The sequence below is a fragment of the Methylobacterium sp. E-016 genome, from assembly GCF_022829745.1.
In the GTDB taxonomy this organism is placed as follows: Bacteria; Pseudomonadota; Alphaproteobacteria; order Rhizobiales; family Beijerinckiaceae; genus Methylobacterium.
In genome coordinates, this window is record NZ_JAKSYF010000130.1 from 78,088 (window position 1) to 93,901 (window position 15,814).

11 protein-coding genes and 2 riboswitches are annotated in these 15,814 nt (G+C 68.0%); of the genes, 5 read left to right on the forward strand and 6 right to left on the reverse strand.

The annotated features are described in order from the left end of the window. The first annotated feature begins 3 nt into the window (after window positions 1-3). Window positions 4-3,249 (forward strand): efflux RND transporter permease subunit, encoded by a 3,246-nt coding sequence (locus tag MKK68_RS18305; protein WP_147840820.1) that lies wholly within the window; start codon window positions 4-6, stop codon window positions 3,247-3,249. Window positions 3,250-3,471: 222 nt separating this feature from the next. On the opposite strand, the gene MKK68_RS18310 is transcribed toward MKK68_RS18305, so the two are convergent. Next, the gene (locus MKK68_RS18310; protein ID WP_147840821.1) at window positions 3,472-3,873 is read right to left on the reverse strand and encodes a MerR family transcriptional regulator; all 402 of its coding nucleotides are present in this window, start codon (window positions 3,871-3,873) and stop codon (window positions 3,472-3,474) included. Between the two features lie 99 nt (window positions 3,874-3,972). Between MKK68_RS18310 and MKK68_RS18315 the strand changes: the two genes are divergently transcribed. Then, the gene (locus tag MKK68_RS18315; protein WP_147840822.1) at window positions 3,973-6,156 is read left to right on the forward strand and encodes a heavy metal translocating P-type ATPase; all 2,184 of its coding nucleotides are present in this window, start codon (window positions 3,973-3,975) and stop codon (window positions 6,154-6,156) included. 4 nt (window positions 6,157-6,160) lie between these two features. After that, complete coding sequence (lspA, locus tag MKK68_RS18320) at window positions 6,161-6,688, forward strand: signal peptidase II (protein ID WP_056250438.1); 528 nt, start codon at window positions 6,161-6,163, stop codon at window positions 6,686-6,688. A 147-nt stretch (window positions 6,689-6,835) separates the two neighbouring features. Here lspA and MKK68_RS18325 read toward each other — a convergent pair whose 3' ends face one another. The 5 genes from MKK68_RS18325 to MKK68_RS18345 form a co-directional block, all read right to left on the reverse strand. Beyond that, complete coding sequence (locus MKK68_RS18325; protein WP_147840823.1) at window positions 6,836-7,582, reverse strand: phosphatase PAP2 family protein; 747 nt, start codon at window positions 7,580-7,582, stop codon at window positions 6,836-6,838. Between the two features lie 572 nt (window positions 7,583-8,154). Further along, the gene (locus tag MKK68_RS18330; RefSeq protein WP_147840824.1) at window positions 8,155-10,068 is read right to left on the reverse strand and encodes a potassium transporter Kup; all 1,914 of its coding nucleotides are present in this window, start codon (window positions 10,066-10,068) and stop codon (window positions 8,155-8,157) included. Window positions 10,069-10,139: 71 nt separating this feature from the next. Continuing rightward, on the reverse strand, window positions 10,140-10,340 hold the full coding sequence (locus MKK68_RS18335; RefSeq protein ID WP_243924977.1) for a Na+/H+ antiporter NhaA: 201 nt from the start codon (window positions 10,338-10,340) through the stop codon (window positions 10,140-10,142). A 142-nt stretch (window positions 10,341-10,482) separates the two neighbouring features. After that, window positions 10,483-10,884: a DUF190 domain-containing protein gene (locus MKK68_RS18340; protein WP_147762561.1), complete on the reverse strand. Its 402-nt coding sequence runs from the start codon at window positions 10,882-10,884 to the stop codon at window positions 10,483-10,485. After that, on the reverse strand, window positions 10,881-12,284 hold the full coding sequence (locus MKK68_RS18345; RefSeq protein WP_147840825.1) for a voltage-gated chloride channel family protein: 1,404 nt from the start codon (window positions 12,282-12,284) through the stop codon (window positions 10,881-10,883). Before MKK68_RS18345 ends, MKK68_RS18340 begins: the two co-directional genes overlap by 4 nt. A gap of 23 nt (window positions 12,285-12,307) precedes the next feature. Then, window positions 12,308-12,380: riboswitch (Fluoride riboswitch) on the reverse strand. Window positions 12,381-12,572: 192 nt separating this feature from the next. Between MKK68_RS18345 and MKK68_RS18350 the strand changes: the two genes are divergently transcribed. Together MKK68_RS18350 and xoxF5 are read left to right on the forward strand one after the other, a co-directional pair. Beyond that, window positions 12,573-13,178, forward strand: a complete 606-nt coding sequence (locus tag MKK68_RS18350; protein WP_147840826.1) for a TMEM165/GDT1 family protein — start codon at window positions 12,573-12,575, stop codon at window positions 13,176-13,178. A gap of 50 nt (window positions 13,179-13,228) precedes the next feature. Then, a riboswitch (Fluoride riboswitch) is annotated at window positions 13,229-13,300 on the forward strand. A 682-nt stretch (window positions 13,301-13,982) separates the two neighbouring features. Next, window positions 13,983-15,797, forward strand: a complete 1,815-nt coding sequence (gene xoxF5 / locus MKK68_RS18355; RefSeq protein WP_147840827.1) for a lanthanide-dependent methanol dehydrogenase XoxF5 — start codon at window positions 13,983-13,985, stop codon at window positions 15,795-15,797. Window positions 15,798-15,814: the final 17 nt, after the last annotated feature.

The window sequence follows — 15,814 nt, forward strand, 5'->3', positions numbered from 1 at the left end:
GCCATGATCTCGAAGATCCTCGACTTCTCCGTCCGCCAGCGTTGGCTCGTGGTGCTCCTGTCGCTGCTCGCGGCCGGGTTCGGCGTGTTCTCGCTGACGAAGCTTCCCATCGACGCGGTGCCGGACATCACCAACAACCAGGTGCAGATCAACACCACTGCGCCCTCGCTCTCGCCGAACGACATCGAGCGCATCATCACGTATCAGGTCGAGACCGCGCTCGCAGGCATCAAGGGCCTGGAATACACCCGCTCGCTATCCCGGAACGGGTTCTCCCAGGTCACCGCCGTCTTCTCCGAGGCGACGAACATCTACTTCGCCCGCCAGCAGGTCGCCGAGCGTCTTCAGGAGGCCGAGGCGGCGATGCCGTCCGGGGTCGAGCCGCGCATGGGGCCGATCTCGACGGGCCTGGGCGAGATCTACATGTGGTCGGTGCACTACGCGAAACCTGCTGAGCGCAAGGTCTCGAAGCCCGGCAAACCCGGTTGGCAGCCGGACGGCAGCTACCTCACACCCGAGGGCCAGAGGCTCTCGACGGAGCTCGAACGCACGGCCTACCTGCGCACGGTCCAGGACTGGATCATCCGCCCACAGGTGAGGACCGTCCCGGGCGTGGCCGGCGTCGACGGCATCGGCGGCTTCGAGAAGCAGTACCACGTCCAGCCCGATCCGATGAGGCTGACGGCCCTCGACCTGTCCTTCGCCGACATCGGGCGGGCGCTGGAGGCTAATAACGCCAACCAGGGTGCGCGCTACCTGGAAGACAACGGCGAGGGCTACGTCGTGCGCGCCGCCGGCCGCTTGGAGAGCATGGAGGACATTGGCTCCGTCGTCGTGACCACGCGCGGCGGCGTGCCGGTCCGCATCTCCGACGTCGCCGAGGTGCGGATCGGGCGCGATCTGCGCACCGGGTCAGGCAGCGAGGACGGGCAGGAGGTCGTCATCGGCACCGCCCTGATGCTGATCGGCGAGAACAGCCGCACCGTCGCCGCCGCGGTCGACGCGCGCATGACCGGCATCCGGCGCACGCTCCCGCCCGGCGTCGAGGTCCAGACGGTCCTCAACCGCACGGTCCTGGTCGAGGCCACCATCCGGACGGTCGCCAAGAACCTGGCCGAGGGCGCGGCCCTCGTCGTGGTCATCCTGTTCCTGCTGCTCGGCAACATCCGCGCGGCCATCGTCACGGCCCTCGTCATCCCGGTGGCGATGCTGATGACCATGACGGGCATGGTCCAGGGCCGCATCAGCGCCAACCTGATGAGCCTTGGGGCCCTCGATTTCGGCCTCATCGTCGACGGGGCAGTCATCATCACCGAGAACGCCCTTCGCCATCTCGCCGAACGCCAAGGGGAACTCGGGCGAAAGCTCGACCTGGAGGAGCGCCTCGCCACCGTGCGGGCCTCGGCCGAGGAGATGATCAAGCCCTCCCTCTACGGGCAGGCCATCATCATCCTCGTCTACGTGCCGCTCCTCACCTTCACCGGGGTCGAGGGCAAGATGTTCGAGCCGATGGCGCTCACCGTCATCATCGCCCTGGTCGCGGCCTTCGTCCTGTCGCTCACCTTCGTCCCGGCGATGATCTCCATCGTCATCACCGGCAAGGTCACCGAGACCGACAACCTCTTCGTCCGGGCGATCAAGGCCGCCTACCGCCCAGTCCTCGGGGCCGCCCTGCGCGTGCCCATGCTGTTCGTCGCGGTCGCCCTGGTGTTGCTTGTCGGGGCAGGCATCCTGTTCAGGGGTCTGGGGCAGGAGTTCATCCCGCAGCTCGACGAGAAGAGCATCGCGTTGAACGCCCAGCGCATCCCGTCGACGTCCCTGTCGCAATCGCAGGCGATGCAGCTGAAGGTCGAGCAGGCCATCGGCCGGTTCCCCCAGGTCGCCTACGTCTTCTCGAAGACCGGGACCGCCGAGGTCGCCTCGGACCCGATGCCGCCGAGCTCGTCGGACACCTTCGTCATCCTGAAGCCGCAAGCCGAATGGCCGGACCCGGACCTGTCCAAGGCCGAGTTGCAGGAGAGCATCGAGAAGGCCCTCGGGGCGCTCGCGGGCAACGTCTACGAGTTCTCCCAGCCCATCCAGCTTCGCTTCAACGAGCTGTTGGCCGGCACACGCGGCGACCTCGCCGTGAAGGTCTTCGGCGATGACCTAGGCGCGATGACCGCGGCCGCGAACCAGATCGCCGGCATCCTGCGCGGGGTCGAGGGCGCGGACGACGTGAAGGTCGAGCAGACGGCTGGGCTGCCGTTCCTGGAGATCGGGATCAACAAGGCCGAGGCGGCCCGCCTGGGCCTGAGCACGTCCGCGATCCAGGACGTCATCGGGGCGGCCATCGGGGGCCGCGAGGCGGGCGTCGTCTTCGAGGGCGACCGGCGCTTCCCCATCGTCGTGCGCCTCAACGACAAGGTGCGCGAGGACCGCGAGGCCCTGGAGAACATCCCGGTGCCGTTACCTCCCGGACCGAACGGGCGCGCCGCGTCCGTGCTCCTGAAGCAGGTCGCGAGCTTCTCGGTGACGGAGGGCCCGAACCAGATCTCGCGCGAGAACGGCCGGCGCCGGGTCGTGGTCACCGCCAACGTGCGGGGCCGCGACATCGGCTCGCTCGTGGCCGAGGCGCAGGACAAGGTAACCTCGGGGGTGTCGCTCCCGGCCGGCTACTACGTGACCTGGGGCGGACAGTTCGAGAACCTGGCTTCCGCCCGCCAGCGCCTGATGGTGGTCGTCCCGGTGTGCTTCTTCCTGATCTTCCTGCTGCTGTTCTCGGCCCTGAACTCGGCCCGGGACGCGCTCCTGGTGTTCAGCGCGGTTCCTTTGGCGCTGACCGGGGGCATCGCCGCCCTATGGCTGCGGGGCATGCCGTTCTCGGTGCCCGCGGCCGTCGGCTTCATCGCCCTGTCCGGGGTGGCGGTGCTCAACGGCTTGGTGATGCTGACCTATATCAAGCAGCTCATCGCCGAGGGACGGCCAAGGCGCGAGGCCATCATGGAGGGCGCCATGACCCGGCTCCGTCCAGTGGCGATGACCGCGCTGGTGGCATCCCTCGGGTTCGTACCGATGGCGCTGGCGACCGAGACCGGGGCAGAGATCCAGCGCCCCCTGGCGACGGTAGTCATCGGCGGCCTCATCTCGGCGACCCTTCTGACCCTCGTGGTCCTGCCGGCCCTCTATGCCAGGTTCGCCGGTGCGGTCGCCCCCGAGAGGAAGGATCGGCCCAAGCCGGTCCAACCGCATCTCCGCGCCGCCGAGTAGGAGGGTCGGCATGAGCAAGAAGGTCGCCCGAACCATCGCCGACTGGGGCGGCGGCGGCCCACGTCGCCGACGCCGCGTCAGGCCCCACGTCCGTCGCGCGGCCGGCCGGGCGTTCGCCCTGGCCCTCATCGCCATCCCGGCCTGCGTCTACGTTCTGTACTGCCTCTGCAACATCGGCGGGAGGACGCACTTCCACCTGATGCCGACGGGGCCGATCCATCCTCAGGACGGATCCCCGTGGGGAGACAAAGCCTCGATGATGCGGCAGTCGGCGACGGACCCGCAGCCGCACTGACCGATGACGTCACGCAGCTCATGCGCCAACCGGGTCAGGTCGGCCAGCTTGCGCTCGACCTGCGCCAGGTGGGCGCGGGCGATGGTGTCGACCTCGGCGCAGGACCGGTCGCGGTCGTCGGCCATGGCGAGAAGCTCCCGGATCTGGTCGACCGTGAAGCCGAGGTCCCGTCCCCGCCGGATGAAGCTCAGGCGGCGCAGGTGCTCCGGACCGTAGAGACGGTAGTTGCCCGCCGACCTTTCCGGCGCCGGCAGGAGCTTCATCTTCTCGTACCACCGGACCGTCTCGACGCGGGTGTTCGTCGCCGCGGCCAGGTCGCCGATGGTCATGGGGGGTGCCTGCGCCATGGCCTTGACCCTGTAGTTGCTACAGGGTGCATGTAGGGCCTCAGACCCTTCGGCGCGAGGCCCGGGTCGACGGAGCTTGCCATGTCAGGGCCAGGAACATCGGGAGCGGTCCCCGCGGGCGCCGCGCTGCGCTACCGCGTGAAGGGCATGGATTGCCCGAGCTGCGCGACCAAGATCGAAACGGCGGTAACCCGCCTGCCCGGCGTCCGCGACGTGCGCGTGAACTACACGGCCCAGGTCCTCGACCTCGTGCTCGACGAGGGCTCGACGCCCAGGGCGGACCTGGAGAACCGGATCACGGGGCTCGGCTATGGCGTCGGGTCCCTGCCGACCGCGGCCGACCTCGCCCGCTCGCAGACGACGGGCATCGCGGCCCCGGCCATCGTCGAGGAGGAGGCGGAGACCCCCGCCTGGCGCAGCCGCAAGGGGCTTTTGGCGCTGGGCATCGCCGTCCTGTTCGCAAGCGGATTTCTCCTGCAGACGGTTCGGCCCGGGCTGGCCGGGGAATACGCCTACTGGCCCGGCGCGCTCCTGGGTCTCGCCTTCTACGGACGCCGCGCCATCGCCGCCGCCCGCAACGGCTCGCCCTTCTCCATCGAGATGCTGATGTCGGTCGCCACCATCGGGGCGCTCGCCATCCATGCCGCCGAGGAAGCGGCGGTGGTGGTCCTCCTCTTCACCGTTGGCGAGATGCTCGAAGGCTTTGCGGCCGGCCGGTCCCGGGCCGGCATCAAGGCCCTCGTGGGCCTGGTGCCGAAGACGGCGCGCCTGGTCGAGGGGGACGGCGCCGTGCGTGAGGTGGCGGCCGCCTCCCTGGTGATCGGCCAAACCGTGCTGGTGCGCCCGGGTGACCGCGTCCCTGCGGACGGCGAGGTCACGGACGGCACGTCGAGCCTCGACGAGTCCCCGATCACGGGGGAATCGGTGCCCCGGCCAAAGGAGGTCGGGGACGCCGTCTATGCCGGCAGCGTCAATGCGGACGGGGCCCTGCAGGTCAGGGTCACCCGGATGCCGTCGGACAACACCGTCGCCCGCATCCTGCACATGGTGGAGGAGGCGCAGGCGTCGAAGTCGCCGACCGCCCGGTTCATCGACCGCTTCAGCGCCGTCTACACCCCGGTCGCCTTCGCGGTCGCCGCGCTGGCGGCGCTTGGCCCGCCGCTGCTGCTCGGCGCCGACTGGGGCACCTGGATCTATCGCGGACTGGCGTTGCTCCTCATCGCCTGCCCCTGCGCCCTCGTGCTCTCGACCCCGGCCGCCATCGCCTCGGGTCTTGCCGCCGGAGCGCGGCGGGGACTGCTGGTGAAGGGCGGCGCCGCCCTGGAGACCATCGGACGGGTGCGTACCGTCGCGTTCGACAAGACGGGGACGCTCACGGCAGGGCGTCCAAGGGTCACCGACGTCCTCCCATTTGCCCCGGACATGACGGATCGCACCCTGCTCGGGCTCGCGGCGACGGTGGAGGCCGGATCGAGCCACCCCATCGCTCGTGCGATCCTCGAACGTACGGAGGCCGACGCCATCCCCCTGCGCCCCGTACGCGATGCCCGTGCGGTTCCCGGCAAGGCCGTCCAGGCCACGGTCGCCGGTCGCACGGTCGCGGTGGCATCCCCGCGCCACGCCGCGACGCTGGCCAGCCTCTCGCCGGAAGCGGAAGCGACGGTGCAGGCCCTTGAGGAAGCCGGCAAGACCGCCGTCGTCGTGGTTCGGGACGGAGAGGCGCTCGGCGCCGTGGCGGTCCGGGACGAGCCCAGACAGGATGCGGCCGCCGGCGTCGCGGCCCTGCGCCGGCTCGGGGTCGAATGCGTGATGCTGACCGGCGACAACCGGCGCACCGGCGAGGCCATCGCCAAGGGCCTGGGACTATCGGTCCGGGCCGACCTGCTGCCGGCCGACAAGCTCGCCGAGATCGGCGCGTTGAAGGAGGTCGGCCCGGTCGCTATGGTCGGCGACGGCATCAACGACGCCCCCGCGCTCGCCTCCGCCAGCGTCGGCATTGCCATGGGCGGCGGCACAGACGCGGCACTGGAGACGGCTGACGCGGCCATCCTCAACGACCGGGTCTCGGACGTGGCCGCCCTCGTGGCGCTGTCCCGGGCGACGCTCGGCAACATCCACCAGAACGTGGCCATCTCGCTGGGGCTTAAGGCCGTGTTCCTGGTGACGACGCTCGCAGGCATCACTGGGCTATGGCCGGCCATCCTGGCGGATACCGGGGCGACCGTCCTAGTGACGGCCAACGCCCTTCGCCTGCTCCGGGCTTGAGCCGATGCGTCTCATACGGGAAAGGGCCGAGGTCGGCGCCCTCGTCGTAATCGCTGTGACCGCGGCGGGCACCGACCTGTGGACCAAGGCGCTGGCGGTCGACAGGCTTTCCGACGGAACCGTGCACGCGGTACTGCCGATGCTCGACCTCAGGCTCGCGTTCAATCATGGCATCAGCTTCAGCCTGCTTCCGGCGCATGACGCGACGTCCCTGGTCGTCCTTCTTGCGCTTCAGGGAATGCTGACGGCCCTCGTTGCCGGGTTGGCATTCCGCGCGACCGGAGCGTCGGAAGGAGTTGGTTTCGCCATCATGACCGGCGGTGCCCTGGGAAACCTCATCGACCGATGTGCGGACGGCCGCGTCACGGACTTCCTCGACCTGCACCCGGCGGAGGTGCATTGGTTCACCTTCAACATGGCCGATATCTGGATCAGCCTCGGGGCCGCCTTGATAGCTTGGGAGGCAGTCGGCAAGCCGGGCCGGCCGAGACCACCAGCGCCGCTTGATCCGGCCGCCCTACGGGCCCCCTAACGGCATCATTTCGGTCGTGCCCGTAATGGTCGGACGGCCTGGCCGCAGGCATCGACGATGCGGTCCTGCTAATCGAACGAATACTGGGATGCGTCCGTTCCTTCAGTCAGGCGGAGGATGCGTTTAGGAAGAACGACGCATGGGGTCCTATGCCTCGATGCCGGCCTCGCCCGCGACATGGTCGGGCTTCTCGACCTTACCGCGTCGCTGGAGCTGGAGGGCCACGACCCAGCACAGGACCGCCCAGGCCGACCCCACGCACCAGCCCGCCAGCACGTCGGTCGCGTAGTGCACCCCGACATAGACCCGGCTCATCCCGACCACCACCGTGAGGAAGACGGCCAGCCCCATGAAGTATGCCTTGAGGCGAGCGCCCGCCGCCACGCGCGTCATGAGGGCACCGAGCGTCAGGTAGGTGACGGCGGAAAGCATGGCGTGGCTGCTGGGGAAGCTGGCGGTAAACACCTGGATGCCGCCGGGGATCTCGGGTCGCGGACGGTTGAAGAGGAGCTTGAGGCCAAAGCTGATGACCGTCCCGCCCAGGATTGAGCCTACCACCAGGACCGCTGCCCCCTGCTTGCGGATCAGGAGCAGGTAGCCTGCCACAGCCGCGATGAGAAAGCAGAGAACCACCATGCTGCCCAGGGAGGTCACGTCCCGGGCCATCTCGTGCAGCCAATCCGGTCCAATCGGACCAGCCGCGCCGGGTGGACGGAAGAAGTGGGCGACGCGGGTGTCGAACCCCATCGTGCCGCCCTCCATGACCTTGTCGGCCAGGAGACCAAACCCGAGGATGAGGGCGGCGACGCAAAACAGCGTCACGGGCAGACCAATCTCCCGTTTGCCGAGGCGCGCCATGATACCGGCACGGGCGGACGGAGAGGATTGGTTCATGCGCCCGAACTCCTGGATCGGTCCCTTGACGGTTGCTGGCTCGGGACACTCACCGCCTCATGCGGCAGAGCCGAAGAACCCGTTCGGATCCTCGCCCGTTCCCCCGCGGTGAGCGGCGAGCCAAGGAGAACCCGCACCTTTGTTGCCCGCAATGGTCGCATCCACGCCGAGATCCCTGCGGAGGAGGACCTGAAACGTCGGATATCGACCCCGAGGCCTAGTGGTCGAAACCTGACGCTTGATACCGTCCGCTTCCGACCCTTCTCGGACCCTCAGAGTGTCCGCTTCCGGGCAGCCTGATAGACCAGATGCTTATGACCGGGATGGGTGGAGAGCAGTCTGGCCGCTTTCGGCGGCGTGCTGTGCTAAGACAGACATAGGTGGCCCTGCCGACCGTGGAAGCACCGCGGTGCTACCGCGCGAACGGACTACGAGCCGAAGTCTGCCGGTCATCCAGGATGGCCAAGAGATGCGTAGGGCGAAGGAAACAGCCTGATCTGACGCGTGGCGAGCACGACCGCCGCTGGCAATGGATCGAAAACAATCTCGACCGCACTCGGACCTCCCCGGGATCAGATGTCGATCCGGGCGCCGATCTCGACGGCACGGTCGACCGGGATGCGGAAGTAGCGGGACGCGTCCGTGGCCGCACGGGCCATGGAGATGTAGAGCCTGTCCTGCCACACCGGCATGCCGGTCTCCGGCGAGGCCACCAGCACCCGCCGCGTCAGGAAGTACGACAGGTCGCCCTTGTCCAGGCCCGCGGCCGCAAGGGCGCGCGGAAGGTCGGGCAGTTCGGTGAACCCGAAGCGCACCGTCACGCAGGAGAAGGCGTCGGACAGCTTCCTCACGGCGACGCGCTCGGCGTCTGCCACGCGCGGCAGGTCCTCGGTGACCACGTGCAGGATATAATTGTTCGCGTGCATCACCCGGTTGTGCCTGACGTTGTGCATCAGGGCCCCTGGGGTATCGCCGGGCGTTCCCGTCAGGAACATGGCCGTTCCCGGCACCCGTTGGATCGAGCCGGTCTCCACCATCCGCGTGAACTCGGAGAGCGGCACGCGCCGACGGTGGATCTCCTCGGCGATCAGGGCCGAGCCGCGCCGCCAGGTCCACATCGCCGTGACCAGGGCGGCGCCGATGGTCAACGGCACCCAGCCCCCGTGCAGGATCTTGAGCGCGTTGGCCGAGAGGAACACCAACTCGATGAGTAGGAACGGCGCGATGACCGCGGCCGCGACCGCAGGCGACCAGCGCCAGACCTTCCAGGCGACGACGAACAGCAGGCAGGCGGTGATGACCATGTCGCCGGTGACCGCGATGCCGTAGGCGGCCGCCAAGCCGCTCGACGACTTGAACAGCACCACCACGAACACGACCGCGACGAGCAACCACCAGTTCACCCGAGGGATGTATATCTGCCCCTTCTCGGTCTCGGAGGTGCGCAGGACCCGCATGCGCGGCAGCAGGCCGAGTTGCATCGCCTGCTGGGTGATCGAGAAGGTGCCGGTGATCACCGCCTGGCTGGCGATGACCGTCGCCACGGTGGCGAGTAGCACCATCGGCAGCAGAGCCCAGGACGGATAGAGCAGGAAGAACGGGTTCTCGGCCCGCTCGGGGTGGGCGAGCAGCATGGCGCCCTGGCCGAGATAGTTCAGGGCGAGCGCCGGCAGCACCAGCCCGAACCAGGCCGCGCGGATCGGCGTGCGACCGAAGTGTCCCATGTCGGCGTAAAGCGCCTCCGCGCCGGTCACAGCGAGGAACACGGCACCGAGCGCCAGCAGGCCGGCCGTGCCGTGGCTCAGGATGAACGAGACGCCGTGGGCGGGGTTAAGCGCACCCAGAATGCTCGGGTCGTCGACGAGGTGGCCCAGGCCGCCCAGCGCCATGACGATGAACCAGAACGCCGTGAGGGGGCCGAAGAAGGTCGCCACCCGCGCCGTCCCGTGGCTCTGCAGGGCGAACAGCCCGATCAGGATGGCGAGGCTGATGGGCAGGACGTACGGGTCGGTGGCCGGGGTCACCAGCTTCAGCCCTTCGACCGCAGAGAGCACTGACATGGCCGGAGTGATGATGGCGTCGCCGAAGAACAGTGAGACGCCGACCATGCCCAGCACGATCACGAACCCGCCGGAATGGCCCAGCGCCCGCTGGGCGAGCGCCACGAGGGACGGCGTGCCGCCTTCGCCGTCGTTGTCGGCCCGCATCACCAGCAGCACGTACTTGAGCGTGACGATGAGGATGAGCGCCCAGAGGATCAGCGAGACGACGCCGAAGACCATCTCGCGGGTCGGCGCGTGCCCCCCTCCGGCGGTGGCGTGGAGGGACTCCTTCAGGGCGTAGAGCGGGCTGGTGCCGATGTCGCCGTAGACTACGCCGACCGAACCGAGCGTCAGCGCCCAGAACCCCGCCCTCGGGCCATGTCCCTCATCGGAGGGCAGCGGGGTCTCGGACTTCGCGAACTCGGTCCTGGCGATTGCGGGCATCCACTGGCTCCACGTCAGCGAACGCGGGAAGCTCGCAAGGCAAGCCTCCAACGGCCTGGGGCCGGGAACGTTCAGGTAACACGAAGACGAATGTCCCCGTTCAGGCAGGCCGTCGCGACGTATGTCTTGAGGACTGAGAAGTAGACGCCCGACCAGCCGGAGTTCGCGATGGCCAGCGCCAGGGCGGCGCTCGCCATCAGGATCAGGCCGCCTGAGGCCTCGCCCCGGAGGACGTTACGCAGGGCCGAGGTCGGGCGAAGGCGCCGCGGCATGGGCATAGATCTCCCGCGCTGGCGGCCCGACCAACGCTGAAGCCTGCCGGTCCGAAGGTCGGACCGCGCACCCATGGCCGGCTATCGCATTCGTTGGCCTATCCGGCAATCCGAAGCCCGGAGCGTCCCGGGACGGTTCATGTCATGCAGCCCGGCCCGCCGCACCGACGCCGACTTGGCTGACGCTCCAGTGCTCCAGGTGCTTGTAGACGATGACCTTGTTCGCGAGTTGGGCACCGTGCCGGCTGCAGAAGCCTTCGAGCTGCTCGCGGGTGCCGATCAGTTCGACGCACATGGTCAGCTCGGGGTTGAGCGACTCGGCGCCGTCGTCCTGGATCGGCCCATGGTTGCTGTAGCCGTGGTGGGACTGGTGGGCGACGGCGTTCATGAGGCCCTCCGCCTTGGCCTGGGCGACGAGCTCCCGATAGAGCGGCTTCGAGCCAGAGAACCACCGGCCCTTGCCGGCGCCGCCGCGCTCGCCCGGCTTCATGTAGATACGGATCATGCCGGTGTCGGCGGCGACGACGCGATGCGATGGGGTCATGACGTCTCCTCGGTGATGGGGCGCTCGGCCAACGGTGCGACGGTCGGCACCCGGCCCGTACGGGCCTGGCGCAGGGTCATGCCGTCCGGGATGTTGGCCGCCGCCGACTTCGGGACCGCGATGCGCTGCGACAGGTAGATGCCGTTGTGACCCGAGCAGAGGTAAGCCAGGAAGCACGCGACGGCGAGATAGACCCCGTGCGTCGCGCCGAAGAGCTCGATGCCCATCAGCGTGCAGGCGAGCGGCGTGTTGGCTGCGCCGGCGAAGACCGCGACGAACCCCAGCGCCGCGAACAGGTCCACCGGCGCGCCGAGCAGCCCGGCCAGGGCGTTGCCGAGCGCCGCGCCGATGAAGAACAGCGGCGTGACCTCGCCGCCCTTGAACCCGGCGCTGAGGGTCACGACCGTGAACAGGATCTTCAGGGCCCAGCTCCAGGGATGGATGTCCGGCCCGAAGAAGGTGTTGATGGTCATCCCGCCGGCGTCGGCGGCCGAGACGCCGAGCCCGAGGTAGTCCCGCGTACCAAAAGCGTAGACGAGGCCGATGACCGCGAGGCCGCCGATCACCGGGCGGAGCGGCCCGTACGGGACCAGGCGCTTCAGCCAACCACCGAGGAGGTGGTTGGCTTCCGCGAACAGCAACCCGACAAGGCCGAAAGCGACGCCGGCGAGCGCGACCTTGGCAAGGAGCAGCGGATCGACGGTCAGGGCCTTCGCGCCGCCGGCGAGGAAGTCCACGTGGTAGAAGCCGTGGTGGATGCCCCATGCCTGGCAGGTCCAGTCGCCGACCACCGCGGCGAGGAGGCAGGGCACCAGCGCGGCGTACTCGACGCGACCGACCGCGAGCACCTCCAGCGCGAACACCGCGCCGGCGATGGGCGTGCCGAAGACTGCGCCGAAGCCGGCGGCGATACCCGCCATCAGGAGGACCCGGACCCCGGCCGCATCGACCCCGAAGAGCTTGCCGAAGGCGCTGGCAAGGCTGCCTCCCATCTGGACGGCGGTACCCTCGCGCCCGGCCGACCCGCCGAACAGGTGCGTGACGATGGTGCCGAGGAAGATAAGCGGCGCCATCCGGAGCGGCACGCCGCCGTCCGGCTCGTGGATCTCCTCGACGATGAGGTTGTTGCCGCCTTCAACGCTCTTGCCGAACAGGTGGTAGAGCAAGCCGACGGCACAGCCCCCGAGCGGAAGCAGGAACAGGAACCAGGGATGGTCGAAGCGCGCCTGGGTGGCCGCGTCGAGGCTCCACAGGAAGGCCGCGCAGAGGGTGCCGACCGCCGCGGCCATCGGCACGAGGATGGCCGACCATCGCGCCACCGAAACGGCATGGGCGTGCCGCGTGCGGACGAACGCCGCGAGGTTCAGGCTGTCGAAGAGATTTTGGAAGGTCGCGCGCATGAGTCCCCCTTGTTGCGGCGCCGCAAAAGGTAGGAGTCATTAGCCCAGGGGGCGGTTTGGCCGAAAGGCCCGGCAGATTCCATTGCCGTGGACGGGAGATGCCTTCGCCTCGCCCGTTCGTCAAGATCCAACTCCCGCGCGCCCGGGCCCCATCCCGAGTGGGGATGGGGCCCGGGTCGTTCGAAAGCATCACGAAAGACGGTGGCTGGTCCAGGGCCCGGGGCATGTCTATGCCCTCCGCGGCCGAGGCCGGCGCGTTCGACGCCGGCCCGGGGCGGAGCGCATCCCATGACCCTTTCCTGGCTCGGAGCCGTCATCACCTTCCAGGTGACCTTCACCGAACTCTTCATCGCCGCGACGGTGATGATGGCCGGGGCGTACCGGTTCGGATGGCGCAGCGTCCTGGCGGGCTCCATCCTCGGCGGGCTGGCGGTGTCGATCCTCGCGGTCGTCCTGCGCAAGGCGGCCTACCTCCTGGCCCTGAACGTCCTGGATTGGATCTCGGCGGTCTTGCTGCTCGGGTTCGGCCTGTACCTGCTCTACGAGTTCATCGACGGGCTCTCGAAGCGCGATGCCGGCACGGCCCCCGGCTCGACGGACGCGAACTGGTCGCGGCCGATCAACGCCGCGGGCCTCGGCGTCGCCGCCTGGGCCCTGGTCGCCGAGGGGCTTGAGATCCTGGTGGTCTGGCTCGGCGTCTCGCTTCGGGAGGGCGCGGGAACGGCGACCCTCGGGGTCGGCATCGGGGTCGTGCTCGTGGCGACCTTGGCTTTCGCCCTCGGCGGCACCGGGATCTTCCGGAAGGTGCCGCCCTACGTCCTCGACGGGGTCGCGGCCCTCATGGTGACGGCCTACGGCGCCTATTTCCTCTCCCTTGCCGTGACCCGCGCGTGATCGGTCGACGAAGGGATTGACCCGGACGACGGATTAATCCACGTTGCCGGACGTGGGATGGGGATGAAGCTCCCCGATAACTGCCGGCCCCCTATGGGCCGGACGATAGCTTCTACCGAGCGCTTCGGCGCGGGTAGAGCTATGTGTTGACCCGCACCGTCACGCTCATGACCGCAACCGGATCGCCGCAAGGCGGCCCCTCATGAGCCGACCGATGACCCTGCCCGATCCAAGACCGTCCTGATGCCCGCCGTCGCCCACCAGGCGCGGTCCGGGCCTTTTCCCGTTCGCGCACGAAAAAAAAGGCGGAGCCATAAGGCTCCGCCGCGACCAGGACACATGCCTCCGAGCGGTCACAAGAATACATGTGCTTAGGTCTAGTCTGTCGCAGGAATAAGGATAGCCACTCGATAGTCTGAGTCAACGCAAAAAAGCGATGTCTCGGAATAATAAAGAGCGGCATCTTTATTTAAAAAACAGCACTATTTGCGCCCCTGATAAAGCCATGGCTTTTTCGGGCGACGTCGTATTGGTTAAATCAGCATCTGCATGATAATGACTGGATAATTCTGTCGCACTTAGAAAATGCTTATTGCGCTGATCTTATAATTCGATACTTCTACCGGCGCTCCACTTGGGCTCCCGGACGATGATCTTGGGGCTCGAGGGGAATGCAGCCCCGGTCCGGGGCCCGGCGCGGAAGCGCGCAGGGCCGACACGTCGCCGCCGACGGACCGGGATGCGGTGAGGAGACCCCTGGCGGACACAACGTCCGGGTTCGAACGCTCAAATGGAGGAACACCTATGAGGAAGATCGCCCTTGCGGCGTCCGTCGCCTACGCCGCGACGCTCCTGCCGGCCGCCATGCCGGCCATCGCGAACGAAAACCTGATGAAGCTGATGCAGGACCCCAACCAGTGGGCGTTCCCGGGCCTCGACTACACGAACCAGCGCTATTCGAAGCTCGACCAGATCAACAAGGACAACGTCAAGAACCTCCAGGTGGCCTGGACCTTCTCGACCGGCGTGCTGCGCGGCCATGAGGGCGCCCCGCTCGTCATCGGCAACATGATGTACGTCCACACCCCGTTCCCGAACATCGTCTACGCGCTCGACCTCGACCACGAGGCCAAGATCGTGTGGAAGTACGAGCCCAAGCAGGACCCGTCGGTGATCCCGGTGATGTGCTGCGACACGGTCAACCGCGGCCTGGCCTACGCCGACGGCGCCATCATCCTGCACCAGGCCGACACCACGGTCGTCTCGCTCGACGCCAAGTCCGGCAAGGTGAACTGGTCGGTCCAGAACGGCGATCCGAAGAAGGGCGAGACCAACACCGCCACCGTGCTGCCGGTGAAGGACAAGGTCATCGTCGGCATCTCGGGCGGCGAGTTCGGCGTACGCTGTCACGTGACCGCCTACGACCTCAAGTCCGGCAAGCGGGTCTGGCGCGCCTACTCCGTCGGCCCGGACGACGAGATGCTCGTCGACCCGGAGAAGACCACCTACCTCGGCAAGCCGGTGGGCAAGGATTCTTCGCTGAAGACCTGGGAAGGCGACCAGTGGAAGACCGGCGGCGGCTGCACCTGGGGCTGGTACTCGTACGACCCCAAGCTCGACCTGATGTACTACGGCTCGGGCAATCCCTCGACCTGGAACCCCAAGCAGCGTCCGGGCGACAACAAGTGGTCGATGACCATCTGGGCGCGTAACCCCGACACCGGGCAGGCCAAGTGGGTCTACCAGATGACCCCCCACGACGAGTGGGACTACGACGGCATCAACGAGATGATCCTCACCGACCAGAAGGTCGACGGCAAGGAGCGCCCGCTCCTGACCCACTTCGACCGCAACGGCTTCGGCTACACCCTGGACCGCGCCACCGGCGAACTCCTCGTCGCCGAGAAGTTCGATCCGGTCGTCAACTGGGCCTCCAAGGTCGACATGGACAAGGGCTCCAAGACCTACGGTCGCCCCCTCGTCCAGGCCAAGTTCTCCACCGAGCAGAACGGCGAGGACACCAACTCCAAGGGTATCTGCCCGGCCGCGTTGGGTTCGAAGGACCAGCAGCCCGCCGCCTACTCGCCGAAGACCAACCTGTTCTACGTGCCCACCAACCACGTCTGCATGGACTACGAGCCGTTCCGGGTGACCTACACCCCGGGCCAGCCCTACGTCGGTGCGACCCTGTCGATGTACCCCGCGCCGAACAGCCATGGCGGCATGGGCAACTTCATCGCCTGGGACGGCGTGAAGGGTAAGATCGCGTGGTCCGATCCCGAGCAGTTCTCGGTCTGGTCGGGCGCCCTCGCCACCGCCGGCGACGTTGTCTTCTACGGCACGCTGGAAGGCTACCTGAAGGCCGTCGACTCCAAGACGGGTAAGGAACTGTACAAGTTCAAGACCCCGTCGGGCATCATCGGCAACGTGATGACCTACACCCACAAGGGCAAGCAGTACGTCGGCATCCTGTCGGGTGTCGGTGGCTGGGCCGGCATCGGCCTCGCGGCCGGCCTGACCGACCCGAACGCCGGCCTCGGCGCGGTGGGCGGCTACGCCGCCCTGTCGAGCTACACCAACCTCGGTGGCCAGCTCACCGTGTTCGCCCTGCCGAACTGATCGGTCGCGAACACCAA